Source organism: Candidatus Bathycorpusculum sp. (assembly GCF_009778815.1).
GTDB lineage: Archaea > Thermoproteota > Bathyarchaeia > Bathyarchaeales > Bathycorpusculaceae > Bathycorpusculum > Bathycorpusculum hydrogenotrophicum.
In genome coordinates, this window is the sequence record NZ_WRFL01000010.1 from 15349 (window position 1) to 41486 (window position 26138).

General features: G+C 44.9%; 22 protein-coding genes and 1 tRNA gene. 13 read left to right on the forward strand and 10 right to left on the reverse strand.

The window, feature by feature from the left end; genetic code table 11:
• Positions 1–197 precede the first annotated feature (197 nt).
• The gene (locus FWF39_RS03445; RefSeq protein WP_343382043.1) at positions 198–950 is read left to right on the forward strand and encodes a carbon-nitrogen hydrolase family protein; all 753 of its coding nucleotides are present in this window, start codon (positions 198–200) and stop codon (positions 948–950) included.
• 158 nt (positions 951–1108) lie between these two features.
• Here FWF39_RS03445 and FWF39_RS03450 read toward each other — a convergent pair whose 3' ends face one another.
• Complete coding sequence (locus tag FWF39_RS03450) at positions 1109–1240, reverse strand: hypothetical protein (protein WP_343382044.1); 132 nt, start codon at positions 1238–1240, stop codon at positions 1109–1111.
• Between the two features lie 95 nt (positions 1241–1335).
• Positions 1336–2220 carry a hypothetical protein gene (locus FWF39_RS03455; RefSeq protein WP_343382045.1) on the reverse strand — a complete coding sequence of 295 codons (885 nt, stop codon included), beginning with the start codon at positions 2218–2220 and terminating at the stop codon, positions 1336–1338.
• A 58-nt stretch (positions 2221–2278) separates the two neighbouring features.
• On the opposite strand from FWF39_RS03455, the gene FWF39_RS03460 reads away from it, so the two are divergent.
• Both FWF39_RS03460 and FWF39_RS03465 read left to right on the forward strand, forming a co-directional pair.
• Positions 2279–2494: a 4Fe-4S dicluster domain-containing protein gene (locus tag FWF39_RS03460; RefSeq protein WP_343382046.1), complete on the forward strand. Its 216-nt coding sequence runs from the start codon at positions 2279–2281 to the stop codon at positions 2492–2494.
• Between the two features lie 12 nt (positions 2495–2506).
• A complete protein-coding gene (locus tag FWF39_RS03465) occupies positions 2507–3508 on the forward strand; it encodes an adenosylcobinamide amidohydrolase (protein WP_343382047.1) in 1002 nt (333 codons plus the stop codon).
• Between the two features lie 141 nt (positions 3509–3649).
• On the opposite strand, the gene FWF39_RS03470 is transcribed toward FWF39_RS03465, so the two are convergent.
• Positions 3650–5398, reverse strand: coding sequence for a carboxypeptidase-like regulatory domain-containing protein (locus FWF39_RS03470; RefSeq protein WP_343382048.1), 1749 nt, complete (start codon positions 5396–5398; stop codon positions 3650–3652).
• Between the two features lie 455 nt (positions 5399–5853).
• Complete coding sequence (locus tag FWF39_RS03475; protein WP_343382049.1) at positions 5854–6756, reverse strand: hypothetical protein; 903 nt, start codon at positions 6754–6756, stop codon at positions 5854–5856.
• Positions 6757–7191: 435 nt separating this feature from the next.
• Between FWF39_RS03475 and FWF39_RS03480 the strand changes: the two genes are divergently transcribed.
• The 3 genes from FWF39_RS03480 to FWF39_RS03490 all read left to right on the forward strand — a co-directional run bounded on the left by FWF39_RS03480 (position 7192) and on the right by FWF39_RS03490 (position 10864).
• The gene (locus tag FWF39_RS03480; protein WP_343382050.1) at positions 7192–8577 is read left to right on the forward strand and encodes a cobalamin-dependent protein; all 1386 of its coding nucleotides are present in this window, start codon (positions 7192–7194) and stop codon (positions 8575–8577) included.
• A 311-nt stretch (positions 8578–8888) separates the two neighbouring features.
• Complete coding sequence (locus FWF39_RS03485) at positions 8889–9035, forward strand: hypothetical protein (protein WP_343382051.1); 147 nt, start codon at positions 8889–8891, stop codon at positions 9033–9035.
• Positions 9036–9481: 446 nt separating this feature from the next.
• Positions 9482–10864: a cobalamin-dependent protein gene (locus tag FWF39_RS03490; protein WP_343382052.1), complete on the forward strand. Its 1383-nt coding sequence runs from the start codon at positions 9482–9484 to the stop codon at positions 10862–10864.
• On the opposite strand, the gene FWF39_RS03495 is transcribed toward FWF39_RS03490, so the two are convergent.
• From FWF39_RS03495 to FWF39_RS03505, 3 genes are read right to left on the reverse strand one after another with little or no spacing between them, the layout of a single operon-like run.
• Positions 10844–11227, reverse strand: a complete 384-nt coding sequence (locus FWF39_RS03495) for a DUF1616 domain-containing protein (RefSeq protein ID WP_343382053.1) — start codon at positions 11225–11227, stop codon at positions 10844–10846. The two genes, FWF39_RS03490 and FWF39_RS03495, sit on opposite strands and share 21 nt — an antisense overlap.
• Before the next feature lie 44 nt (positions 11228–11271).
• Positions 11272–12183 (reverse strand): tetrahydromethanopterin S-methyltransferase subunit H, encoded by a 912-nt coding sequence (locus FWF39_RS03500; protein ID WP_343382054.1) that lies wholly within the window; start codon positions 12181–12183, stop codon positions 11272–11274.
• Positions 12184–12200: 17 nt separating this feature from the next.
• A complete protein-coding gene (locus FWF39_RS03505; protein WP_343382055.1) occupies positions 12201–12626 on the reverse strand; it encodes a cobalamin-dependent protein in 426 nt (141 codons plus the stop codon).
• A gap of 106 nt (positions 12627–12732) precedes the next feature.
• On the opposite strand from FWF39_RS03505, the gene FWF39_RS03510 reads away from it, so the two are divergent.
• Both FWF39_RS03510 and FWF39_RS03515 read left to right on the forward strand, forming a co-directional pair.
• A complete protein-coding gene (locus FWF39_RS03510; RefSeq protein ID WP_343382056.1) occupies positions 12733–15048 on the forward strand; it encodes a hypothetical protein in 2316 nt (771 codons plus the stop codon).
• Positions 15045–17384 carry a glycosyltransferase family 39 protein gene (locus FWF39_RS03515; protein ID WP_343382057.1) on the forward strand — a complete coding sequence of 780 codons (2340 nt, stop codon included), beginning with the start codon at positions 15045–15047 and terminating at the stop codon, positions 17382–17384. Before FWF39_RS03510 ends, FWF39_RS03515 begins: the two co-directional genes overlap by 4 nt.
• A 100-nt stretch (positions 17385–17484) precedes the next feature.
• Here the strand turns inward: FWF39_RS03515 and FWF39_RS03520 are convergent.
• Together FWF39_RS03520 and FWF39_RS03525 are read right to left on the reverse strand one after the other, a co-directional pair.
• A tRNA-Arg gene (locus tag FWF39_RS03520) sits at positions 17485–17563 on the reverse strand.
• Positions 17564–17789: 226 nt separating this feature from the next.
• The gene (locus FWF39_RS03525) at positions 17790–18290 is read right to left on the reverse strand and encodes a hypothetical protein (RefSeq protein ID WP_343382058.1); all 501 of its coding nucleotides are present in this window, start codon (positions 18288–18290) and stop codon (positions 17790–17792) included.
• A gap of 130 nt (positions 18291–18420) precedes the next feature.
• Between FWF39_RS03525 and FWF39_RS03530 the strand changes: the two genes are divergently transcribed.
• Together FWF39_RS03530 and FWF39_RS03535 are read left to right on the forward strand one after the other, a co-directional pair.
• Positions 18421–19335, forward strand: a complete 915-nt coding sequence (locus tag FWF39_RS03530; protein WP_343382059.1) for a DUF2090 domain-containing protein — start codon at positions 18421–18423, stop codon at positions 19333–19335.
• Between the two features lies 1 nt (position 19336).
• Positions 19337–20320 carry a fructose-bisphosphatase class II gene (locus FWF39_RS03535; protein ID WP_343382060.1) on the forward strand — a complete coding sequence of 328 codons (984 nt, stop codon included), beginning with the start codon at positions 19337–19339 and terminating at the stop codon, positions 20318–20320.
• Between the two features lie 103 nt (positions 20321–20423).
• On the opposite strand, the gene FWF39_RS03540 is transcribed toward FWF39_RS03535, so the two are convergent.
• Entirely contained in the window at positions 20424–21059 is a 636-nt protein-coding gene (locus FWF39_RS03540) for a hypothetical protein (protein ID WP_343382061.1), read from the reverse strand.
• 101 nt (positions 21060–21160) lie between these two features.
• Between FWF39_RS03540 and FWF39_RS03545 the strand changes: the two genes are divergently transcribed.
• The 3 genes from FWF39_RS03545 (at position 21161) to FWF39_RS03555 (ending at position 25941) form a co-directional block, all read left to right on the forward strand.
• Positions 21161–22411 (forward strand): glycosyltransferase family 4 protein, encoded by a 1251-nt coding sequence (locus FWF39_RS03545; protein ID WP_343382062.1) that lies wholly within the window; start codon positions 21161–21163, stop codon positions 22409–22411.
• 262 nt (positions 22412–22673) lie between these two features.
• Positions 22674–25304, forward strand: coding sequence for a hypothetical protein (locus FWF39_RS03550; RefSeq protein WP_343382063.1), 2631 nt, complete (start codon positions 22674–22676; stop codon positions 25302–25304).
• A 229-nt stretch (positions 25305–25533) separates the two neighbouring features.
• Positions 25534–25941 carry a DUF2095 family protein gene (locus FWF39_RS03555; RefSeq protein WP_343382064.1) on the forward strand — a complete coding sequence of 136 codons (408 nt, stop codon included), beginning with the start codon at positions 25534–25536 and terminating at the stop codon, positions 25939–25941.
• Positions 25942–26138 lie beyond the last annotated feature (197 nt).

The following is a 26138-nucleotide window of genomic DNA, read 5'->3' on the forward strand; positions in this document are numbered from 1 at the left end:
AAGTTAACTTAAAGTTAACTAATCAGATAAAAGGCATAAAAATGTCAAGCTACAAATCGAAAATTAATCAAAAAAGAATAAACATCACTCAGGACTACACACTCAAAGATTTTAACCCTGACAAACAGATAAACCAAACAAGTATCGGACAGTAAACTTAAAAACCCCAAACCAGCACCTCTATTACAGGTTTAAGCATGAAAGTCAGCATCTTGCACATGGAAATTCGCAGTAACCTTCAAGATAACCTAACAGCGGCCCAAACAGCAGTGCAAAGAGCCGCCAAAGACAATCCAGTTCTTATCGCACTGCCCGAATACTTTACGGTTCCTTGCTGTATGGCAGAATTTGCCGATGCCCCAAAAATCAGCAAAGAAACCTGTAGCGCAACTCTGGACTTTCTCCAAAAAATCTCCAAAGAAATCGGCAATATCTATCTCTTAGGCGGCTCAGTTCTTCAAGAAGACAACGGTAAATACTACAACACAAGCACCCTTTGGCAAAACGGCACCATGATAGCCAAATATAAAAAAATCAACCCCATACAAATCGAACTCGACGCAGGTGTATCCAAAGGCAACACCCCACTAGTTTTAGACACACAAATAGGCCGATTGGGCATGATTGTCTGCGCAGACAGCTTTGACCCCGCACTTGTTAAAAAAGTCGCCGAATTAGGCGCAGAAATCGTCACCCTACCCGTGGCAGCCATGGGCGACCACCCCGTTGTCAAAGGCCACCCCCTAACAGAGGCCATTGCAAAAGAATACGGCATGTTTATCTTAAAAATAGGCAACGTCAGCTCCAACATGCGCGGCGGCAGAAGCGCCATCATCGCACCCTGGGGCATCCTAGGCGAAGTCACCGACGCACCCCAAGACAGCATCCTAACAACCGAGTTAGACATGGAACAACTAAAAAACTACCGCCACAAACTCAAACAACCCTAAAACCCACAACAAACAAAAATATTTAACTGCACAATTTCAGATTGCGAATTTTTTGAGCTACAAACGCTCAACAGTTCCTCTGTAAACCAGTTTGCATGTGTAGTTAAATTCAAGCCCTGACAGTAACATCAAACCACCAAAAACAAAGACACAAATAGCTAGTTTTTAGCAACTCGGCCTCTTTTTGAAACAAAAAACAAACCAACAACCAAAACAATAACCACCGTCAGAACTGCAAAACCTATAGCAACCAAGGGTACCTCGACACCAGCACCTTCAGAATCCTCCACAGCATAACCTATCTGAGAAGAGAAAAATACAAACAAACACAGTTAACAAACAAGGCTTTGTGTTAGTTTACTGTGGGAAGAGAAGGAATAAGTGATTAGTAGATTTTTGCCCAGTTATCTATGATTTTTTGCATTTTGGTGAATTTGTAGCTGTCTATCCATTCTCGGAAGCTATTGTTGTGGACGGCGAATCGTGCGATTTGGCGTGCGTTTTCAGAGTCATGGACCAAGAACAGGGTGGCGGTTAGGTTGTGACGGGAGATATAGGCAACTGTTTTTAAAAGCGCTTCGAGTTTTTCATCGGTGGGCATTTCTGCGCTGAGTTCAACTACCACGGGTTTTTTGAGGGTGGCTGTAAAGTCACGTACAATGGTGTCAACCCAGTAGTTAGTAAAGTAGTCTCGCGAGGAGAGAGGCACATGGAAATAATCCACCAACTTTGCGATGGTATCAAAGTCTATGCCAAAGCGTTCCTTGGCCAGCACGGGATCAGGAAACATTTCCACTGCAAAGGTGCCCTTGGTGTGGGTTTTAGCCTCAGCTATAAAATTGGTTATTGTTTGGGCGCGCCAAGTGGTTTTATCTAGGCCACTTTTTTGGTGCAACTCGGTGCATCTTGGGCAGGTGCAAAAATCTTGGTCGGCAAAGTGGTAGAGATTGAGTGTTACGCCGGATATGTCTTGTTGCGAGAGGCTGTCGAGGTATTGATAGACTTTGGCTCGATAGCCGGGATGGGTGGGGCATATGTAGTCAAAGGGTAAATTGTTGCGTCGGTTGCGTCTCAGTGCCTCACCGTATGGAGAGGTTTGGACAATTGAGGGATCCTCGCGTATTGCTTTGGCATCACAAAAGACGGTAACATCGTTTTGCATTCCTATGGCAGCTGGAAACGCCTGTCCGTCAGCCCATTTAGAATAGTAAACATGAAGATCATAACCTTCAACATGTTCAGGTTTGTATGTAACTAGCCCTATCTGCATGGCCAATACCTTGCTCACAACAGATATATTCTTGGCGCTTATTTAATTGTTGATTCACATGGGCAAACAACAAACCTCACCACTAACCATCGACTTGACCAAGTGTACGCCTTGCACGGGACAAATCTGTATAGGCGTTTGTCCTCAGGGTGCATTAGAAGAAGGCAAGAACCGCAAACCCCAAGTTATTGCAGTAGTGCAATGCACCCAGTGCGGGGTTTGTGTGAATTTATGTCCAAATAAAGCCATCACCCTAAATCCAACCAAACCCTAAACGGTAATGGGAATGGCATTGGAAGAGTTCAACCTCGCCAAAGATACCCGACTTATCATCAAAGAAAACGTTTTAGCCGTAATTTGTAATACTCCCCTAAAGACGATTGGTTCAGCCATTTTTAACGGCGGGAACAAACAAGTCAAAGCTGTTCTAAACATTGGTGTGCCGGAAGGGTATAGTGATCTCGCGCTTCATATGGATCCGATGCAGCTCATAACTTCTTCAGCGGCAAAGGTGGGTATTGCTCAGGATTATCTGGCAATGGTTACAGCGGCTAAAATTCAAAATTATAGTTTGGTTTGTAAAAAAGCAGAGGATTACATCATTTATGTTGCGGCTACAGCGGGTTGCTCACACGGAGAATCCAGCGGTGAAGAAATGGCTGTAGAGGAAATTATGGGAACCATAAACATCATTGTCTTTATTGATGGTAATCCAAGTGAGAGCTGTATGGTTGCTGCGCTTATAACTGCAACGGAAGCCAAATCTGCGGCGCTTCGCGACTTTGATGTGCGCAGCTACTACACAGGCGACTCTGCCACTGGCTCCATAACTGATGCGGTCACGGTTGTCTCAACAAGCAGAGGCAAAGAAGTAGTGTTAGGCGGCCCTGCATCCAATCTGGGCAAACTCGTTGGTCACTGCACCCGAAAAGCGGTTACTGAGGCTCTGTTAAAACAGGAACCCATCTGGGCAAATCGAACTGTGCTTGATAGATTAAAAGAACGTCAGCTCCCCATTGAAAAACTAGTTGCTGAGATATCTAAAGTAGAGGGTCTGGCAGTAACCACTGAAAAACTCATTCAGATGCTAAAGTGCAATCCTCAAGCACTAGCCGCACTTTTAGCCGCAGTAAAAATGGATGATGACTATAACAAAAACTTGCTCCCCACCGATTTTAAAGACTGGAACACCGTAACCCAACAAACCAACGATAACCCAAAATATGCTACAGTTAATCTGCCGCCCTTCATAAAAGCGGCGTTAATCCAAATTATCAAGGGTAACTAACACGAAGCAATTTGTCAAGTAAGGGTAGGTTCTTCTTTTGGGTTTATCAACAATCTGTTACTACCACTGCAGAACTATCAATATAGTATAAATCAGAAAAATAAAGAGGACGGCTTGTCCTCAAGGGTACTTTTTAGATTACTAGAGTTTAATGGTTGTAGTTTCGTTTGGTTTGACTTCAGCAGAGACAGTGTATAGTTTGGTATCTTTGAATCCGACTACTTCGATTGTGTATTGGCCGGGTTTGAGGTTGTTAAATGTAGCAGAGCCAATGATTGATGTTGTGCCGCTGGCCAGGGTCATGGTTTGGAAATCTACTACCTTGCCGGTTGTATCGATCACATAAACTGTGTATGTGTCTCCGATGTTTGTGCCTTTGGTGTTTGTATAGCCTGTGAGGCCGTCGAGGTGTAGGTAGATATAAACTGGTTTTGAGGGGTCTACCCAGTTTGCTTTAAAGGTGTAGGAGTGGCCGTTGAAGGAGAATTGTTGTTGGCCTGGAGCTGAGGTCCAGATGTTGTTTGCGTTATAGTTTTTGTCGTTTTTGTTCTTTGCAACCAAGATGGTGTTAGAAATTGAGAGTTGGGCACCACTTGCTATGAGGGCATCGTCTAGGGTTAGGGTAAATTCGTTAGTTGTAGGATTATAGGTGATTGTGTAACCGCCGACTAGATTTAGTTTATCGCCTTGTACGAGATCGAAATGTTGGTTGGTACCGGTGGTAAACTCGTTGTATTGAAACCAGTTGCCTTTGTTGCCTAGGGCTGTTTCGAGGTTGTGTTTGTATGTAGCGTGGTCGTATTTGCCTTTTGCATCGGGTATGGCTTCTTTGGTGTAGCCGCCGGTTATGGAGTCTTTGATGTTGACTTTGGTGCCGGTTTCTACGTTGACTATGAGTGTGCCATTGAGTACTTTTGGTGCTAGGGTGAAGCTGGCGTTGCAGGAGTAGTGGTAGAGGGTAGTTTCGTGGTTGACAAGGGGTTGGATGAGGGGTTGGTAGACGACTAGGGGTTGGTTTGTGCCGCTGGTACTGACTAGAAAGTTTATACCCGTTATTAGGGTGACACCGGTTGAGGCGGTTGCGTTAAAGCTGAAGGTTGTTTCGGTTGTGTCGTTGGGTACGCCTACATAAAAGTCCTTGCCGTGTTTTACTTGGTTTATTTCTGTATAGGTTTTATCTGTAAAAATTGCATCTGTTTTTGTGGGAGTGAATGTTAAATCGAAGTCCAGGTCAGTCAATCGGTAGTCTAGGTCAGATAGTTCGTGGTCATATGAAATGCTAAAGGGGCCATAATAGCTATAGTCGGTATCTTTGTGGGTTGCTGTGTTGGCTGTGCCGTCTATGGCTACATTAAAATTATAGTTTAGTGGCAGGTCGTTGATGTGTGCATATACGTTGTCGATGTCTTCTTTTGTTATGCCTACGTCTTTTTGGGGAATAATATAGTCGATGTCGGGGTGGATTATGCGCCATATGACAGTTTGTGCTAGTGCGGCACCTTCTTTGGTGTCAAGTCCGTAGTTGATGGAGATATAGTTGAGCAGGGTTAAGATTTGAGTTTTTTGAGTTGAGGTGAGGTCAGGGTAGTTGTTTAGGTCGACCATTTGATACTTTACTTTGAGGTCGGTTGTGATTGTTTGGTTTACGCACATGGCATAAATCACAGTGCCATCGTTGTCGTTGACTAGTTTCATAAGGGTGGATATTGCAGGGGCTGAGACGCCGTTGCGATAGATAGTGTTTGTTGATCTAGTGTCGTCTACCCATGCGGTGAGTGTATAGACACTATTGTCTGCTGCGTTTGTTGTCTGCAACAAGGTTGCAAAACAACCGACAACAAGAGACAGCGTTAGCATTATTGCTATAAAACTTTTAATTTTTTCTTTCATCATATTCACCAAGCAAATTTATGGTTTATCATAAATTGCCAACCCCCCAAAGTTTCGATGATATTTAAATAACATTTCAATATAGAGAATATATCCAAATCACAACACACAACACCAAAAAAACACAATAATCACACATACATAACAACTACTTAGCGATTGATTCAACTAATTTGAAGTCAATTAAACACACCCACATTCAGACATAAAATACCCAAACGTCACCCAACCATAACCGTCTGTGGAGAGACATTCAGACACCAGATTTCTAAAAGACAGCGCTAAGATCAGAAAAGTTAAGCAAACCAACAACAAATAGCAACCACCTCAAAAGACTGAAAAATACTTACAGCATATCCAGACCAGATCACTATACAAGTAAAACGCGAGCTTCTAGGATAAACAGAATGGAATGCTATTAAGAACAAAAAAGAATAAAGAAGAAAGGGGTGGGATTATTTGTAGAGTTTTTCCCAGCGGGCAAATAGTTCCAAGACGTCGTCGCCGCCGTGGCCTTTTAGGGCTTCACGTGTTTGTTTGTCTGCGGCAGCTTCTTTTTGGAACTTTTGGATGTATTCTGCTTTCTCGGCTAGGAAAATGATACCATCTACACCCTGGCGGGCAACACGGGTAGCAACTGTCATGATTTGGTTAGTTGGTGCGACAGTGTCCCAGGTTTCGTTGGGTCCGCGGACATAAAAGTTGACAAAGACAGGTTTTTTGAGGACACTCTTGAAGCCTCTTGCGATGGTTTCCCAGTACCATGGTGTGGGGTAGCCTTTGCTAAACATGGGTATGACAAAGTAGTCGGCGTATTGGGCCATTGCTTCAAAGTCATAACCAAAGCGTAGTTTGCCCAGCATGGGGTCAGGTAAGCAGTTGACAAAGAGGGGTTTACCAGAGACGATCTCTTTGACCTCAGCAAGGAAGTCAGTGACGGTCTTTGCACGCCACTCAACCCAGCTCAAGCCGCTTTTGGCTTGTGCGGCAATGCATCGGGGGCAGGTGCAGAAGCCTTGGTCTGCGAAGTGCTGACTGCTGATGCTTATGCCGGGGCTGAGTTTGGCAGATTCTTTGATGATTTTAAGGTTATATTCGCGGGCTTCAGGGTTAGTCATGCAAACAACGTCCCAGCGCAGATTAAAGCGTGGATTTGTGCGCAACGCGGGACCAAAGCTGCTAACAGATACCCAGTCAGGACGCTGTGCGGCCATGTTGTTGTCGCCGAAAACCGCGATGTTTGTGTACATTTCAGGGTTTACTTTACCGACAATGCCAGATTCGGACTTTTGACGGTAAAAGTTATAGTCGACGCCTTCAACAGGCTCAGGTTGATAGAGAAACACGCCAAATTTCAAGTCTAATACACCATTAATTTTACCAAAACATGACTTTGCAGCCTTATTAAGTCTTCGCAGAAACCAGCTCCATCGCTAACGAGTTTTGGAAAAAATATGCACTATCTACAAAAAAAAGCAACAGTAAAGAAGACAGGCACTACAGCAACCGGCTTACTATCAAACAAGCAAGAAGACACTAAAATCCAGAGATACAACCTTATAATTCACGTTCGGCAGTTTTGGAAAAAATTGGTGAATTGCTTGTGCGGTTAGTCGTAACGAGACTTTAGGTCGACCCTTTATAAACACCTGATCAATGAACTGACCAAACCTCTAAAAGCGATAAAGACATGACCAAATTTCGTTGCCTACACCTAACACCCATATAACTCAAGTTTACGTAAACGTTATATTTCGTTTAGCTGTTTATCCACCTACTACAAGGTAATAGACGTGAAGGTTACACTCATTAACCCGCCCTATCCTCCAAATGCACATGCTCATCCTCCGTTTATTCCATTAGGCATTGCATATTTAGGAGCAGTGGCTGAGAAAGCAGGCCATGAAGTTAACGTTATCGATTGTCAGGCTGAACGTTTAACTGTGGAGACATTTAAGCAACGCATCAGTAAAGAAAAACCAGATGTAATTGGCATAACTTCAACAACGTTGCTCTACAATTCAGCCAAAGATGTTCTCACAGTTGCCAAAGAAGAACATCCAACGGCCGTCACCATGATGGGTGGAAGCCATGTTACGTTTTGGGATGAAAATGCCCTAAACGAATGTTCCGCGATAGATGTGATTGTACGCCGAGAAGGCGAAATCACATTTATGGAATTACTCCAACGCCTACAAGACAAACAGAGCTTTTCAGGTGTTTTGGGAATAACTTATCGCAACACAGACGGCAAAATCATCCGCAATGAAGACCGACCCTTTCTTGTTGATCTAGATTCATTGCCCTCCCCCGCATATCATTTGTTGCCCATAGATGCGTTTCATCGCATGGGTAAAACCATCTTTCCCCTAGTCACCAGCAGAGGATGTGTCCAGTGGTGTGATTTCTGCAGCACCGTACGCATGTTTGGCCGCGGATACCGCACCCGCAACCCCCACACAGTCGTAAATGAGATGGAAATGCTCCAAAACAAGTATGGCGAGAGCCAATTCACATTCTATGATGACGCCTTCACCATCAACCGCCAACACACCCTAACAATGTGCGCAGATATCAAAGCAAAAAAACTCAACGTTGAATGGGACTGCGAAACCCGAGTAGACGCAGTGGATAAAGAATTGCTTGAGAAAATGCATGATGCCGGTTGTATAACGGTATGGTTTGGCGTAGAATCGGGTTCAGAAAAAATCTTAGGAAAAATGCACAAAAAAATTAACCGTGACCAAGTGCGCGACGCCTTCAAACTCGCACAAAAAACCGGAATGATGACTATTGCAAGCTCAGTCATCGGCTTTCCAGGCGAAACAGAGGAAACAGCATGGGAAACAGTCAACTTTATCAACTCACTCAACCCCGACGACATTGGTTGCTACATTGCAACCCCCTATCCAGGAACCCCCATGTATGAAGAAGTTATCAAAAATGGCTGGCTACGCGTAACTGACTTTAACAAATACGACACCGCCACCCCAACCTTTGAGACCCCTGAGCTAAGTATGGAGAAAATCCGCGAAATCAAATACAAAGCCCACCAAAAATTCTACCTCCGCCCAGGTTACATCTTTAAAATGATGCGCCGCGGCGGAACCTATGGCAGATCGGGTCTAAAAACTTCAGCGGCATATGCACTGCGAGCCATGCATATAAAACTCTCTTAACCCCTTTTTGGCAGACTAAGTTACTACATAGAACAATCAGTTCAAAACAATGTGACTGGGCTTTGGTGGAGAACGGAGATATTTTAGCTATAGCAGAGAAGAGCTGGGCATTGTTTGGAGATGAAAAATTAAGAGAGAGGTTTTCAAGAAACGCGTTGGAGTATTCACACTCTTAAGCTCTCTGAGCTTCGAGTAGAGAGATGACCACTAAAATCAAGGCTACCTCTGCAACACTGACCACTATATGGGAAACGAGTGTGAGTTAATTTCACTCAAACAGTAAGCGTTTATCAGGGGTGCGTTTTGTTAACATGACGCAAACCCTCTCGAGCAACAATCCAACAGTCGGCTTCATAAACATAGAACTCTCAGCACAAACAAGAGCCGCCATTACTGTGAACAAGTACAACAGATACGTAGCCATAGAAAACGAACTAACACCACCCGGATGGGCCTAATAGACATCATAATAATAGACCCCAACACCGGCTCAACAATAAATCTAGAAACAGGAACAGCCACCATCAACCTAGAAGCAGGAACATACGTATCCATAACATTTGTCAACAAGCAAAATGTGTCCAACTGCAAACCATGCAAACCAAATATGCCCGATATACAAAACTGTAAACCACTTTGCAGGTCAAACAAATAATAAAGATAGGCTGTTGCTACTCCTTGTATACCTCCACAGTACTGGAGTAGCCTAATAGCTGAGTATTGTTTCTATGGAGGAAAATTTTAGTTTCCTATTTTCTGTTTCTTCAACTTTTAGGAGTCAAAGATTCAAACCATCAGCGAAATGACATAAAACTGAAAAGCATCATAATTTAGAATTGTACGTGCTTGCTGTAAGAAAGCATTATATGTTTCTATTATTTAGAAGTCCCTTCAGGCAACCCTCATGAAGATAACCTTAGTCAATCCGCCATATCCGCCCAGTGTGCATTCCCATCCGCCATTTATACCGCTGGGTCTTGGATATTTAGCCGCTGTAGCTGAAAGAGCAGGTCATCAAGTTAAAATTATAGACTGCCAAGCCGAAAAACTCAGCTACGATACCTTCCGGGATCGGATTTTGCAAACACCTTCTGATTTTATCGGTGTAACTGCCACCACCCTGCTCTACAAATCAGCCATGCAGATTCTCACCATCGCAAAAGAGGCTCAACCAAGTGCCATCACCGCAGTGGGTGGGAGCCATGGCACATTTTGGGATGAAAACACCCTAAGGGAATACCCCGCGGTGGATCTTATTGTGCGTGGCGAGGGAGAGGAGACTCTGGTTGATCTGGCAGAAAAAATAGAAAATCACCAAACCCTATCGGGTGTATTGGGCATTACCTATCGTGACAACGATAAAATTTGTCGCACCCCTGATCGGCCCTACATAAAAGATCTCGATAGCATCCCCTTCCCGGCCCATCACTTGATGCCGCTTGATAATCTCAAGCACAACGGCAAACTCCTCATTCCCCTAGTTAGTAGCCGCGGGTGTGTTTATTGGTGTGATTTTTGTAGCACAGTGCGCATGTTTGGTCGAGGATATCGCATGCGTAGTGCAAAAAATGTAGTGGATGAAATGGAGTTTGTACACCAAACCTATGGTGTAGACCAGGTTACCTTCTATGATGATGCCTTTAGTGTGGATCGAGCACGCGTGCTTCAGATCTGCAAAGAACTCCACAACCGCAACCTCAAATTAATTTGGGACTGTGGCACCCGCGTGGACATGGTGGATCGGGAACTGTTAAAGACCATGAAAGACGCCGGCTGTATTGCTGTTTGGATGGGTGTAGAATCAGGCTCCGAGGCCGTTCTTAATGCTATGAATAAGAGTATAAAATTAGAACAAACCCGCCAAGCCTATAAAACAGCGCATGATGTGGGGTTGATGACTATTGCTAATGTAGTTTTGGGTTTTCCAGGAGAAACTGAGCAGACGGCTAAGCAAACCATTCGTTTTGTGCAACAATTAAATCCTGAGGATGTGGGTTTCTATTTAGCCACGCCCTATCCGGGGACGCCTATGTATGAGCAAGTTGTTAAAAACGGCTGGCTACGGGTAACTGATTTTGATAAATATGACACTGCAGGACCCATCTTTGAGACACCTACGATGAGTATGGAAAAGTTGGCGCAATTGCGCTATAAGGCCTATCAGCAGTTTTACCTGCGACCGGGCTATGTGTTGCATATGATGCGTAAGGGCGGAACCTATGGGCGATCAGCTGTGAAAACATCAGGGGCGTATCTGTTACGCGCTTTACGTATTAGGCTCTCTTAGTTTTCGCATATAGGCGATAATTGCGAGTACTAGCACCAGTAGGCTTAGCGAGCCTGTTACTGAGGTAAAGTTGATACCTATGGGGGAGAGTCCTAAGAACAATCCCAATAGTCCTGTTAATCCAAAGCTCAGTGCAACTGAGAGTACGAGTTCTTCAAGGAGATCAAGTTTGTTTTTGCCGGTGAATAGTATGGTGACTAGGCAGTAGCCGGGTATGAATGCTATGAATGTGAAGCTAAAGATGTAGCGTGGGATGAGGTTGTAGGAGAATACGGCATCACTTGGGACTGGGAGGAGATAAGTTACAAGCAGAGTCAGGGCTGTGAAGATGAGGATTATTGCGAGCCATTTGAGGGGTTTCAAGTTAAATACTCTAAAAAAAAATAAAAAGTAGGAGGAGGGGAATTTTACATGAAAGCTTTGTAGATTGGGTGGCTTTCGTCGGTTGGTCTTGTGCCTAGGTCTGCGCCGATGGATGCGAGGTATGTGTCTGTGATTGCTACTGCTGGGAAGACCCATTGTGCTTGTTCAATTGGTCCGGTCATGAGCCAGTTGGCGCCTGCCATTTGCATGATGGTGTTGGTTGAACAGACGGTTCCTTTGCGGAATTCTTTTTCAAAGCTTGATTTGACCCAGCCCATGGTTGTGACGAGGTTGCCGCTTCCTAGACCTACAGGGTGACCATACTTTTCTTTCATGATTGGTATGGCTCTTACAGATGAACCCATGTCTGGTTCGAATGCGGGGACGGCTGTGTCGACGAGTGGTTTTGTGATACCGGCTCTCTCAGCCATAGCTAGTGCTTCGACTAGGACGTTCATTTTGCCGTCAAGGGTTGTGTCTTTTGGATCATCTGCTAGAACAATGGACATTTTGATGCCGCTTTCTTTGAGGTTTGCAAGTTCTGCGTCGGTTACGCCTTTGTAGATAGAGTTGTAGATGCATCTATCAGTTAGGCCCATTTTTTTTGCCAAGTTGGCAGCAGCCATACGGGTCTTTGGACTCATTGCGTCGAGCATGAGTGGGGCGTCGGTGTGTGAGGGGATGAAGTCGATGTATTTTTCAAATGCAGTCTCGGTTGTGCCGACGATGTCTAGTGCAAACTTTACGCCGGTGATATCGCTTTGTGTTTGGATTGTGTTGATGACGTCTTCAGCTGCTTTTTGGTCAAAGATACCTTTGTTGGCATCTGTTACCATCTTTTGGCCTAGCCAGAAGATTGAAGCAATCAGAAAAGTTGGGTTTTCGCCTGGTTGACCGCCAATTTTGGCGTTCCCAATATCGTATGTTTTTTGTGGAGTTTTGAATATAAATGACATCTATGCCACTTCTACGATTATTTCTTGATTGCTTTCTTTGCGAGTTCTGGTGCTTCTTCTTTGTTTTTACCAAAGAGTGCGCCGAATTCGTCTGCATCTTCTTTTTTGACCGCTGCGCCGCCCATGATGATGCCGACTTTGTCTTTGAGACCTGCTGCTTTGAGAAGTTCGTCAAGTTTTGCTAGGTTGTTTTTTGCTGGGACAGTGTTGACTGAGAGTGCGATTAGGTTTGCATTGTTTTCTTTTACTTTGTCGATAAATACTTGGGGTGCAACGCTTTTTCCGACGTCAATGGTTTTGAAGCCTGCGCGTTTTAGTGTGCGGCGGACTGCTTCTTTTGCAGTGTCATGCATGTCTGGTTCAATGTTGCCGATAACTACTATACCTAAGGGATTCTCTGGTTCTGGTGGTTCTTTTTCCATCATAGATTTAAGCCATGACATATTAAACACCTTTTTCCTGTTTGTATACTCTGGGCTTTTTATACTCGAAATCCATATTTAACCTTTTACCAACAAATCAAACGATGTATATTAAGCGGTAAAGTAAATGCTACAATCGACCAGAACCCATATCGTGGTACTTGCTATATTTGTGTTCTCGTTTGTGTATCGGATGCTTTTGTTGTTCTGGTCAGGGTTCCCCCCAGGAGCAGACATTGGATTACACAACAGTGTCATATACTCCATCACTGGTTCGGGTCCTACGGATTTTCTCTACAACTATTACCATATAGGCGGTGGAGTTTCACTAACTTTTCCGGGTTATCATATTTTCACAGCAAGCACTATGCTACTAACAGGTCTGCCTGAATACGTAGCCCACGCTGTGGTGGTGTGTCTTTTCTCAGCGCTCACGGTTGTATGTGCGTTTTTGATAACCAAAAAAGTCTGGTCAACCCCGGCAGCTGTTATCGTTGCGTTCTTAGCAATGATTTCACGCTTTGATATGGAGATGCTGTTTTGGGCAGGCTATCCCAACATCATAACGCTTATGCTAATTCCATTAACATTTTATCTCTATATCCAAAAAGATCGTTTCTCCAAGGTACCGTTTCTAATTTCCACCTCAATTTTAACAGCCACCCTGTTTCTGACACATTCGTTAAGCGCGGCCATGTTCGGAGGTATAACAGTGGGGGTGGCACTGTTTATTTTGCTGTTCCCCAAAAAGTTCCAGACCGCAAGAAAAACTGTGTTCTATTGGCTACTATCGATAAGTTTTGGGGCGGTTTTGGTTTTGCCTTTTTTAATCAAGGCGATTCCGGCATATCTAAGTGAGTATGGCTCAAGTGAGATTGCTGGAGCAACCCTCTCCGCCCAATTGTTACCGTTAGAGATTGTGCTACCGCTCTTTGGGGTTGTTATTGCCTTTTTTGTTTTCTCTAAAAAGTTCTTCAACAAAACGCTTACGCTACCCGCGTTTTTCCTCTCTATGTGGGTGTTTCTGCCCTTAATTTTGACCCAGAGCTACTTGGTGGGCATTCCTGTTGACTATAATCGGTTTATGTATTTTCTTATCCTGCCGGTATTGATGTTTATAGCCGTGCTAATTGAGTATGGTTCAGCGTTTTTTGCCAAACCTCTAAACAGCTACCTAACCAAATGGCAACAAATTCCAAAACGCCTCGCCGCCGCTCTGACCACAAAACGGCTCTACTCAGGGTTCATAGTGCTCTTTTTGCTATTCTCCTTTATAGCACTGCCCATCTTTATGACCCCAGATCTTGAGGTGGGTCACACACTGCAAAATTTCTATCAAGCCATGACCCAACCGGGTTGGGATGCCATTCAGTGGGCCAAAACAAACACGGCATCCAACGCCGTATTTGTTGCCGATGCATGGTATGGCTGGTGGTTTAGCGGATTTGCCCAAAGACCCACCCTTAGCGCAGTTGATCCCCAGTACCTAACAGTTAATCGAGAAGTCGACAACGCAACATTTGCCCGAACTCTTCTTGACACCAACTATGTAATTGATAATGGCTATCTCCAAGTCCGCGATGACGGCGGATACATAGCCCGCCACAACCCCCAAATTCTAGTTGCACAAAACTGGACGTATTACACCTATTCATTCTTTAACTTTAACAGTGAAACCACAAAAATCGAATACCAACTCAACGGCAAAACCCAACCAACCATCAGACTCTCAGAACTCCCCGTAAAAGACATGACCATACAAAACGATGAAACCCAAGCAACAATAACAGTTGTACGAGGCAACACCGACTTTAACTACACCCTCTCAACAACACTTTATCGCAATGTACGATTTGCTAATGTAACCTCAACGCTAACCAGTCTCCATTCAGGGGTCATCTTTAATCGAGTGCATATCAACGTAGAAACCACCGGTTTCCAAATACCCCACAACAATAAAGCCACCATCGCTCTAGTTGAGACAGGCACCAAATCCTTTGGACAACTAATCTTTACTACCCCCCCAGAAGAGGTGGATCTTAACACCATAGGTGACTCAGAGGTTGTAAAAGTCATCGAGCTAACCTATTGTTTAGGTGATCAACCCCAAGGAGAAATTCAGATACTCGCAGGCGCCTACTCAGCATCCAACAAGCCAAACCTATACACTAACCCCACAACAATAAACAATGCATTTAGCCAAATAGTAACTGATAACCTAGTTACCGCATTGCAACCCATGGAAAAAGACCAGGCCATGTCTATCTTTGATTATCGCTTTGAATTGCAAACCAGAAGCGTTGCCTATGTTATCTGCCGCTTAAGCGATCCCGCCGAGGCGAAAATCGTACCCAAGTTTCGTCTTGACCCAACCTTTAGCCTTGTGTTTATTAACAAAGAAGTTGCAATCTTTAGAATAAACGGGGATCCAAACCAAGATTGAACCCAACGGTTGCAATACACACCCTGCTAAACGATAAAAAGAAACTGGAACTGGCCTTCATAACAGTTTTCTCAGCAGTTATTCTAATTCTCTTCTACTCCATCTTATCAATGAATGGGGTGATTTTGGGCAATGACCCCTCGGTGCATCTTGAGAAAGCACGCATATTTCTAAACACCGGACAAATACCGTTAGGCAACCTAGGCTGGACCCCACCGCTCTACCAGATCGTTTTGGCCATGTTTATATCTCTAAGCGGCGCAAGCGACATCGGACAACTCATCTTTCTAGTCAAGATACTAGCAGTCATTGTTGACTGGCTCATGATTATGTCAGTTTATCTGCTCACCTCAAGAGCCTTTAGCAAAAAAACAGGCGCCATCGCCGCAATTTTATTGTTGTTCTGTTTTCCAGTGTTTGAACTCAACCAATGGGGCGGTAGCACAACCGCATTGGGCATAGCATTTCTGATGCTACTACTAATCTATCTCCCGTTGGCAATTGAAAAATTCGGCTATCTGATGGTTACCTTCTTTGCCGCATTCTCAGTCATGATGGCCCACCAACTTGCAACCTTTGTAGCAGTACTGGCTCTAATCCCCGTTTTAATCTATATGCTCAAAAAATCCCAAGGAAAAGCCCGAGGCGCCTACCTCAAAGTACTAGCGGCTTTAGTTCTTGGAGGGGGGATAGTCTTTTTCCTCTACTACTTTGGCGCCATGATAGGCTATCTGGGCGTAATGCTAGAACATGTATTTTTTAGCCAAAAAGCCTACGCCTACCAAATAGGCGCCACCACCCTAAACGCGTTTATAATTAACTTTGGATTTATAACCCTTCTAACCATCGCAGGAGTATATTTTGCCTACAAACAACTCAAAACCCCCAAACGCACAGTATATTTCATAGGCTTACTCTCCGCATTAATTGTTCCATTTATACTAGCAGAATCACACCTCTTTGGCCTCTATCTGCCATTTCAGTGGTTCATCTACTACCTCACACCGCTTATGGCTATTTTCGCAGCAGTCACCATCGCATATGCCGCACAAAAAATACCACGCTTTTATGCTAACCATCGAGCCCAATTCCGCAAAACCTGGGTTAGAGTAGCCACTGTGGGTTTGATTGTGGTGACGTGTTTGGCGGTGGGAGTTCGCTCTGAGGTTGTGTATGGGAAAATAATGGAAGCCGGCACATTCTATGCCACCACAGACATAAAGGCCTACGAAGCAGGCATTTGGCTAAGAGACCACTACCCCGAAAACCAAACCGTGGTGGTTACCGAGATTCCTGGGTTTTGGTTCCAGCAGTTCTCAGATAAACCCGTGATTGCCCAAACCAACCCCGTTATCCAAAGAAACCTAATTGCGGAGTCAGTTTTAACTCTGTCCTATGAGATAGAGCATCCCCAAACTCTGCTAAAGGCCTATGGAGCAAAAGGAGACATTGTAGATGAAAGCTATGTCTCCCTAGATCACGTTTGGCACCGAGCGTCCTATAGCGCAACTAATGGGGACTTTTTGTATTTCACTCAAAACGGTATCGAACAAAAACTGCCCCTTTCAGCTCTTAGCAAGCAAATCACCCTTGAAGAACAAGATGGGATTGAAAAAATCAATTGTATTTATTCGAATGAAAACTTTACCATAACTAAAACCCTGCAAGCCCAAAACATCACCTACCCCATAGATATCTCATGGACCATTACACCCCAAGTAAGCGGAGTAGCCAATGTTACGCTATATTTGAGCACATTTTTGGATCTTAGCTTTAGCTTTGATAAAGCCCAAATCCCCCAAGTAATGGATTGGGTTAACCCTTGGGATGCAGACAGCAATCGAGTAGAAAAACAAGAAACCGGTAACCCCCAAACGGACTGGGCTGTTGCCAGCTTTGTAAACACTGATCTCAAAAATGGTTATTTAGGCCTCTATGATAGCCAAAACGACATCGCCTTCGCCTTCAACTTTACTGACCGACCCCAATGGGGAAACATTGGTGCCCTATCAAACCGGAATATCGATGCGGTACGGTTCCAATACTCATTTAGCAACGTTGACATTAACCAAACAGTTACGTGTTCCTACCAGATCTTATCACTCGCAAAAAACAGCTACCCTCAACTCACCCCTAACAACTTAGAGGGCATACTTAGCAACCTAACACCCGAGTTTGCAATAATGACTCGAGATTACAACGACGACATTTGCGAAAACAACATAGGCTTCATCGTCTATGACCGAAACCAACTCGACACCCAAATCATCAACAGCAAAATCCTACAACTCATCTACTCAAACGACCGATACGTCATCTTCAAAATCCAACAATAACCAGTCGTCTCAGTATAGAAACATACCAAAATAAAAGACCGCCCGCCAAAAATTGCACCCATGCTTTTAACTGGATAAATAAGATTCTGCATAGAAATGTTGGCGGGCCCGCTGGGATTTGAACCCAGGATTCTCGGCTCCGGAGGCCGATGCCTTAATCCGTGCTAGACTACGAGCCCCTACTACCTTTCACAGATAGCCCACCTTCATTTTTGGGTTCTGTCTAATATGGGTTTTCTGGATTAAAATATAGAGTCAAATCAAGAGTCAGCAGACGTTCCGTTTCTTTATGTAGGAAATACTGAAACTATCAGCATAACTTACAAAAACCCAAAAAAACCCACTGATAAAAGATACAACTTGCCTGCAGTAGAAATAAGAGAGGGCCAGTTGAATTCATTATCGTTACTCTTGGATTATTGTTTCGTTTAGCCACCAGGCTTTTTTCTTGCCTGAGCGTTCGCCTGCGTAGTATTCGATGATGGATTTGCCGGCTTGTTTTTGGCTGGTTTTCTCAATTCTTTGTAGTCTGTTTAGGACTAGCCAGCGGTTGGTTTTTAGGTAGTCTGCTATTTCGGGTGTGGTGGCGGATTTGTAGTTTAGGAGGTATTCGATGATTTGGCGGTCGACTTCGTCTTGGGCGTATTGGTAGGGGTTGATTTTGCCGTGTTGGAATGTGAGGATGTCAAGATCGTTTAGGTATTTTTGGATTTGACCGAATTGTTCTTCTAGTTGGGTTATGCGTTGTTGGAGGGCTAAGAGTTTGTCGGGTTTGGGGGTTGTTTGGAGTTTTTCGGCTATGGCATCGCGGATAAAGGTGCTTCGGTCGCCTTCGGGGATGCGCAGGGCGAGTTCTTGGTAGATTTCCTCTGCTAATTTGACGGTGACAACACGTAGCTCGGTCATGTTTGTTCTTTTAGTGTTATGGTTGTTTTATTATTTTTATTTTCTCCCAAAACTGCTTGAGGTGACCTAAAGCTGGTCAGCAATAATGCATTTATTGGAGAGAAAACAGATAAAAGTACGGTAACAACACATGACTGATTGGTCGAAGAGTGACTTGTTGATTTTAGCGTTTGATCATCGTGCATCGTTTATCGAGAAATTATTTGGGATCAAAGGGCGTCCCCCCACGGCTGAGGAGAAGCAAAGTATCCAAGAAGCTAAACAAATAATTTTTGAAGGCTTCAAGTTAGCGCTTCAAAAAAAGGTTCCCAAAGAAATTGCAGGGTTGTTGGTTGATGAAGAGTTTGGGTCAAAGATTCTTCGGGAAGCCAAGCAACAAGGGTTCCAATTTGCTATGCCGGCAGAAAAATCCGGTCAAGACGAGTTTGACTTTGAATACGGCGAGCAATTCAGTGCACATATTGAGGAGTTTGAGCCGACTTTTCTTAAGGTGTTGGTGCGCTACAATCCTGAGAGCGAGGTAGCACTCAATGTGCGGCAGTTGCAACGTCTTAAAAAACTCAGTGATTATCTCCTATCGATCAATCGGCCGTTTCTCTTTGAGCTCATCGTGCCCGCTACATCTGAGCAGTTAGCTAAATTGGGTGGGTCAAAAGAGAAATATGACACTGAGCTACGTCCTCAGCTTATGGTTGAGAGCATAAAACAGATCCAAGACGGCGGGGTTGAGCCGGCGATTTGGAAACTCGAAGGGGTTGATAGGGCTGAGGCAGCCAAAGCAGTTGTTGCACAAGCCCAAAGCAATGGTCGCAAAGCAGGCGTCATCACCTTGGGACGAGGGGAATCTAAAGAAAAAGTTCAGGAGTGGCTCAAAGTGGGCGCCAGCATACCAGGCATTATTGGGTTCGCGGTTGGACGAACCATATTTTGGGATCCCCTAGTTGAATTTAGAACTGCAAAAATAGATAAGGCACAAGCGGCTGAAAAGATTGCTCAGAACTATATTGAATTTGTAGATTTATGGCAAACCCAGAGGAAAAAATAACATGACATCTCTTAGATCGTTATCTCCATCTCTAACGCGTATAACCATAGCTGGAGCCGTGGGAGCAGCTCTTCACATAGGCAAAGGCGACTCTGATAAAGTAGATCAAACTGCGCTGGATTTCTCCCGAGCAGTTCTCAACCAAACCGAGGTAGACGGCGAGGTCATATGCTGTGAAGGCCCCAAAGATAATGCCCCGGCCTTTAGTTACAAAGAAAAAGTCGGCACCGGCAATGGCCCCAAAGTCGAGTTTGTCATCGACCAAGTTGATGGCACCACAGCCACCTCCAAGGGCAAAAAGGACGCTATCTCGGCATTAGCCTGCGCACCCGCGGGATGTCTCCAAGTGCTACCCGATGATGGATACTACTTTAAAATCGCCACTGATGGCCAATCTAGGGGCAAGCTATCGGCTGATATGACCTTTGAAGAAATCGTGCAAACCGTTGCAAAAAACAAAGGCTTAGATCTCTCCAACTTTACAGTAATCATGCTTGAGCGCGAACGCCACTTAGGCCTGCTTGAGCGCCTCAGAAAAATGGGGGTCCGGCTCATCTTGATAACTGATGGCGACATCGCAGGCTCCATTGTCACCTGCCTGCCCAACTCTGGTATCGACTTACTAATAGGCGCAGGTGCAGGAGCCGAAGCCACCATCGCAGCCACCGCAGTCAAATGCCTAGGCGGCACCATGCTAGTCAAAGTTTGGCGTGACAAAAAAGACGACGCCAACCGACTCACCCGACTAGAAGCCGCAGGAGTCGATGTCAACAAAACCTACACTGAGGACGAATTAGCAAAAGGCAACGAGATGATCTTTGCAGCATCAGGCATCACCAAAGGCGAGATGCTAGACGGCGTCAGATTCACACCCACAGGCGCCATCGTCAAATCCCTCTGCACAAGACTCCCAAGCGGAAGCGTCGAGTGGTCAGAAACCAACCTCAAATTCAAAGGCCACCCCGTCTACAGCCACATAACCTAACCCTTCTTTTCATCGCCCTTTCTTTTCATCTTTTAAACGGTTGCCTCAGAAATTCGACCGCATACCAACATATGATTCGTCATACCATACGTATTGTTGACACTTAGTGGTGATGGTGATGGTGGGAGTGGTCGTTTTGTTCGGTTGGGAGTAGGGGTATGTCTGCGAGTTTGGCGAGCTCGATGTAGCGTTGTTTGGTGATGATTTGGAGTTGGCTGAGCAGTTCTTTGCTCGGGAGGTTTTTTTGTTTAAGCAAAATTGTTTTTTTGGTGAGTTCTTCATCGCCTATACAGCTAAACCATGCTTCAAAGTCACCGCGCTTTAGGTGAAACTCAATGGATGCAAGATCAACTTTTTCGAGTTTGGTGGTGAAATCACGCAGATTATGAGCATGGACATGCAGTGGTTGGTTGTCTGCGGCATAAAAATTGAAGGCTTTATCGTGGGGTTCATATGCAAGAATAGCTTCTGCTTTCTCTTTGGTGAGCTCAGGTATGCCCAGGATTTGTTTGCCGCTTTTTGTTAGGGTGTAGTGGTCTTTTTCATTTAGTACATAGCCCATGTTTTGTAGGCCTAGGAGGTTTATGGTGACGGGCTGGAGTTCTTTTTGAATGTCTTGGGCAATATCTTGGGCTGTTTGGGGTTGCTGGTTTAGTAGCATTGATGAGAGGATTTCTTGTTTGATAGGGGAGAGACTCATAGCAGAACCTACTATGTTGTAGGGTTTGGGGCTAATCAAACTTTCCTGTGTATACGGAGGACGTTTGTTGTGGGTGGTTGGGTGGGTTGTTGGGGTAAGGTTTTTGTATTGAGGTTTCTTTTTGTTTGGTGGTGGCTTGTTTGAAACTTGCGGTTTTTATTTACGAGTTTCCTCCCAAGATTGTTGGTGGGTTGGGTACTTATGGGGCGGAGATTACTCGTCGGTTTGTTTTGAATGATCATGATGTTACGGTTTTTACGATGAATGATGATGTGGGGTCGATGCCGGTTCGTGAGATTTGGCGGGGGATTGAGGTTCATCGACCGCTCCATATCGATATCTCGGATTCGTTGCCGGATGTTATATCGGAGGATATTAAAAAGTGGGGTCGGGGGCAACGGTTGTTTGGTAAGTTGATGGTTTATAATTATCTCTCGGCGGCTAAGTTGATCAATGATTTGATTCGCCAGGAGGGGATGCGCTATGATGTGGTGGTGGCGCATGATTGGCTCTCGGCCATGGGGGGCACAACGGTTAAGCGTGAGACGGGGTTGCCGTTTGCGTTTCATGTGCACTCAACCGAGAAGGGGCGCACCATGGGTACGGGTTCAGGAGTAGTTAGTAATATTGAGTTGCGCACGGGTAAGATGGCGGATTTGGTGGTTACGGTTTCTTATGCTATGAAAGATGAGCTTATTGGATTGGGGTTTCCACGGGAAAAGATTCAGGTCAGCTATAACGGAGTGGATCCTGAGAAGTATAATCCCGCAAACGTGTCCAAAGAAGACATCGAGCGTCTGCGCGCCAAATATGGCATAAAACCTGATGATTATATGCTACTCTTCATAGGCCGCCTAGTCGGGGTGAAGGGCGTGGATAAACTCATCTTAGCCATGCCCCACATATTAGCAAAAATACCCCAAGCAAAATTGGTTATTGTGGGTGTGGGTGATCTCCAAGAGTATCTTACTAATCTTACAGCGATGACCAAGATGGGGGAGTATGTCAAGTTTTGTTTTGATTTTATCCCCGAAGAAGAACGTATCCTTCACTATGCGTCATGTGACATAGCAGTGTTTCCTAGTTTTTATGAACCCTTTGGTATTGTTGCTCTGGAAGCTATGAGTATGGAAAAACCGGTGGTTGTGGGTGCCTCAGGAGTGAGTGGGATGCGAGAGATTGTTATTTGTTGCGGGCCGGAGCAGTGCGGCTACCATATTGATCCCTTCAACCCAAGTGATATTGCCTGGGGGGTAACCAGTGCACTTGAAACAAATAATTGGGCAACCAAGCTGGGTAAAAACGGTCGAAAGCGCGTCTTGGCAGAGTTTACTTGGAGTAAAATCGCCCAAAAAACCATTGAACTCTATCAAACCATCGCCAAACGCTAACTTGCAACTAACCGCTACTTTGGTCTTGATTTGAGCAAAAACGGCTAATCAACAGGTAGACAAAAAGCACCTCAACCAAAACAACAAAGCAACCAACTATTGAAATTTCTAGCCAGCTAATAATCAACAATATTTGTTAAATCAGTAAGGCAGGTATTCGATTTAAATCGAGATATGTGAGTGGAATGCTAAAACTCGGATTACCACAAGTATTAAATGCAGACCGTATAAAATAGGATTCAGTCTTAAAAGAGGACTGAAAATGCAAAAACAAAAAACAATAATTTTAAAAACTAGCAAAAAAATTCAAGCAGTTCTACCTACAATGCTTTTAATGATACTGCTACTATCCTTTATCGCTGTCACAAATGCGGCCAATCAACCAACAACAGGCGGCAATGGCACACCCCTACGCACTCTTACCACTCACACCTTTATGAGCATCTCACCCAACCCCGCAGGCATCAACCAAGCCGTCACCCTCTACATATTTTCAAATCTAGACACCCCCACAGTTGCCAACACTCCCTACTATGGCTGGAACTTTACTGTAACTGTCACTGACCCCGATGGACAAAAAAGCACTCTAACACCCCCAATGAGTCAACCAAACGGATATACCTCCATGGCATTCATACCCACAAAATTGGGTACCTATCAATTCCAAGCCTTCTTTGCACAACTAAACCTAACGTTTACCGATCCTGGCGCAGGCGGATTCATACCCGGACTCTACACATTCACAGCCAGTGAAAGCACAGTTAAAAACCTCACAGTAACAACCACCGAAGTACTGCCCCGGCCCAATGTACCCCTCCCAGAAGGCTATTGGGAGAGTCCCATCTATAGCACCAACTTTGAGTGGTACACTCTAAAGAGCAACTGGCTAGGCGGCATTGGCGGCAACGCACCCACCTCAACCACTGGACCACTCTCATCTCACATACTTTGGACCAAACCCCTAGCATATGGAGGCCTAAGTGGAGGAACGGTAAGCGTCGATGAAACAAACGTTGGCTCACCCATTCTATATGACCAAACGGGACTAAACTACTTCACCGGACTACTCTATCAAAACAAACTCACACAATTCATAATCAATGGCTACTACATCTACAACATCCAACCCCAACTAAACGCCGGCGTACGCTGCCTAAATCTACGCACCGGTGCACTAGTATGGGAAAACCTAACCATGCCAAACATATCCTGCGGACAAGTAACAACCCTAAACATGGGCCTAGGCTCAGGGTCCCTAGCATATTTATGGTATGCCAGCGGATCAAATTGGTATCAAATCGATGCCTTCACAGGAAAATTGATAACAGTCTACACAGGCGCACAAAGCTTCACGCCAATTCAGGGTCCAAACGGCGAAATACTGGTCTATACACTCAACCCTGCAAACCATTGGCTCACACTTTGGAACTCAACATGGGCGATCCAAGCAACCGGCGGCTCAGACTCAGGAGCTTCTACACTAAACCCCCAAGCTGAATCATACCAACCCTACACAACCATGGTTCGCCCCTGGAACAATGGCATACAGTGGAACGAAACCATACCCACGACCTACACCTCCATCCCCGGAAACAATTCATTGCCCAGTTTCTCCTCAGGCCAACTAGACTACCGCGATGGTGTCTTGGTTGCGGTTGGAAGCTTTTACACAAACACCACCAACCCCATCTGGGCCGAAGTAGGCTACTCAACCGAGCACATGCCAATCACAGCTTCAAACCCCAACGGTGGACAACTCTGGTATGTTAATCGCACAAACATCGGCTGGGGACAAGGCGGACCCTCAAACCCTGGACTATATATTTTTAGCGGCGCGACCTTTGGTAGCGGAGTGTATGGACTCTTTGAACGAGAAACCCTGCAGTGGCACATAATCAACATCAAAACGGGACGTGAGCAAGCCGTAACCCCACCCCTAAATACTCTACCGGGAGTCAGCGACTGGGCCTACTATGACTGGCATGCCAATATCGATAAAGGCATAATGTATACCGCGGGCTACTCTGGAAAAGTCTGTGCCTTTAACACCACTACCGGAGCGTGTATGTGGGTATTTGATGTAGGCGACACCGGAATTGATAATCCCTTTGGAACCCTGCCCACCTATGGCGGAGTAACCATCACAAATGGCGTGGTCTACTATGGACCCATACAGCATACCCCGCAAACGCCTATGTATCGAGGCTACAAACTCTTTGCCATAAACGCCACCACCGGAGATAAAATCTGGGAAATTCCAGCGTTTTTTGCCTCCATAGCACAAGCAGACGGCATACTAACAGGCTATGACGGCTATGACAACAAACTCTACGCAATTGGCAAAGGCCCCTCAGCAACAACTGTCACCGCACCACAAACCGAAACAGCTCTGGGAACCAACGTATTAATCACCGGCACAATAACAGACCAATCACCCGGTCAAACTTGTCTAGGTTGTCCTGCAGCAGGCACACCAGCCATTGCGGATTGCTACATGAGCGACTGGATGGCCTATCTCTACAAACAACAACCAAAACCAAACGAGGCCACCGGAGTCGAGGTCACCGTGTCAATTGTTGATCCTAACGATAACTACTACGTCATAGGAAAAGCCACAAGCGACGCAAACGGACAATACAGTTTAGCATTCAAACCTGACGTACCGGGCCTCTATACAGTCACAGCAACCTTTAGCGGAACCGACTCATACTATAACTCCGCCGCACAAACCCACCTGCTCGTTGGCGAAGACACAAACCCCACACCAACCACAAACAACTTAGCGGGACTAGTAACAACCCAAGACCTCATGATATACGCCATCGGTACAGCAATTGCCAGCGTCCTTGCAATAGCCATAGTCGGCATCCTCATCCTAAGAAAAAAACAATAAACCAATAATCACCCCCTTTTTTTGTACCAACAAACAAATAAACAAAACACCGAACGGTTAACACTACTCGGTTTGTCGCAAAATTTCAGTTAAGCAAAAAACACAATTGGCGCAAAGAGTAAATCAAACAGCAACGTGAGATCTTGGTTGTAGAGTATCTTGTGTGGTTGTGGTGTTGTTAGCAAAAAAGCACATAAGGCTCGTTGGGTTTTTTGTGTGATTGATTATTATGGCTGTGAGCAAGAAAGATCTTAGGAAAATGTTTCCTAATCTCTATCGTGAGCTTGAAGGGGGAGAAAATCAGGTTCCCATTGAAGGGGTTTGTGAAAATGCAGAAGCGGTTGAGCGGGAAGCTTGTGAATGTGAAAAGGTCCATCAGCATGAGATAGAGAAGACAACACAGCGAATTCAGATGCCAGATAAACTACGCAGTTTTAATCCGGAGGCGGTGGATTTTTTGCGTCGATGTGATACTGTTGAGCAGGCGGAGGAGATTATTTCGTATCTGCAGAAAAAAGGTGAAATTACCCAAGAATATGCTGAGGAGCTACGCAGTCAGCTTCGACGGGATGGGGTGCGGAGTTTTGGTTCTAAAAAAGAGGAGAACTATTACTTCCATCAAGCAGGCATGTACTAACAATTTTGAGTTATCAACAGAAGTGGGCACTTAGCAACTAATTGGCGCGTCTGCTTTACAACTCATTTTTAGTTAAAAAGTAGGTGTGCTAATAGGGATTTGGGGTATGTGCTGGGTTTTGGGAGAGGAGGTAAAAGGTTAGTGTTGTTTAGGGTTCGCGTTGTCTATAATAGAATTAGTTGTTTTTGTTTTGTGTG

Excerpts from the sequence above, each read along its gene's own strand:
- FWF39_RS03465 (WP_343382047.1), top strand. The coding sequence starts at position 2,507 with ATGGCATTGGAAGAGTTCAACCTCGCCAAAGATACCCGACTTATCATC.
- FWF39_RS03455 (WP_343382045.1), bottom strand. The coding sequence starts at position 2,220 with ATGCAGATAGGGCTAGTTACATACAAACCTGAACATGTTGAAGGTTAT.
- FWF39_RS03535 (WP_343382060.1), top strand. The coding sequence starts at position 19,337 with ATGACATCTCTTAGATCGTTATCTCCATCTCTAACGCGTATAACCATA.
- FWF39_RS03445 (WP_343382043.1), top strand. The coding sequence starts at position 198 with ATGAAAGTCAGCATCTTGCACATGGAAATTCGCAGTAACCTTCAAGAT.
- FWF39_RS03460 (WP_343382046.1), top strand. The coding sequence starts at position 2,279 with ATGGGCAAACAACAAACCTCACCACTAACCATCGACTTGACCAAGTGT.
- FWF39_RS03490 (WP_343382052.1), top strand. The coding sequence starts at position 9,482 with ATGAAGATAACCTTAGTCAATCCGCCATATCCGCCCAGTGTGCATTCC.
- FWF39_RS03550 (WP_343382063.1), top strand. The coding sequence starts at position 22,674 with ATGCAAAAACAAAAAACAATAATTTTAAAAACTAGCAAAAAAATTCAA.
- FWF39_RS03500 (WP_343382054.1), bottom strand. The coding sequence starts at position 12,183 with ATGTCATTTATATTCAAAACTCCACAAAAAACATACGATATTGGGAAC.
- FWF39_RS03510 (WP_343382056.1), top strand. The coding sequence starts at position 12,733 with ATGCTACAATCGACCAGAACCCATATCGTGGTACTTGCTATATTTGTG.
- FWF39_RS03485 (WP_343382051.1), top strand. The coding sequence starts at position 8,889 with ATGACGCAAACCCTCTCGAGCAACAATCCAACAGTCGGCTTCATAAAC.
- FWF39_RS03525 (WP_343382058.1), bottom strand. The coding sequence starts at position 18,290 with ATGACCGAGCTACGTGTTGTCACCGTCAAATTAGCAGAGGAAATCTAC.
- FWF39_RS03470 (WP_343382048.1), bottom strand. The coding sequence starts at position 5,398 with ATGAAAGAAAAAATTAAAAGTTTTATAGCAATAATGCTAACGCTGTCT.
- FWF39_RS03555 (WP_343382064.1), top strand. The coding sequence starts at position 25,534 with ATGGCTGTGAGCAAGAAAGATCTTAGGAAAATGTTTCCTAATCTCTAT.
- FWF39_RS03530 (WP_343382059.1), top strand. The coding sequence starts at position 18,421 with ATGACTGATTGGTCGAAGAGTGACTTGTTGATTTTAGCGTTTGATCAT.
- FWF39_RS03505 (WP_343382055.1), bottom strand. The coding sequence starts at position 12,626 with ATGTCATGGCTTAAATCTATGATGGAAAAAGAACCACCAGAACCAGAG.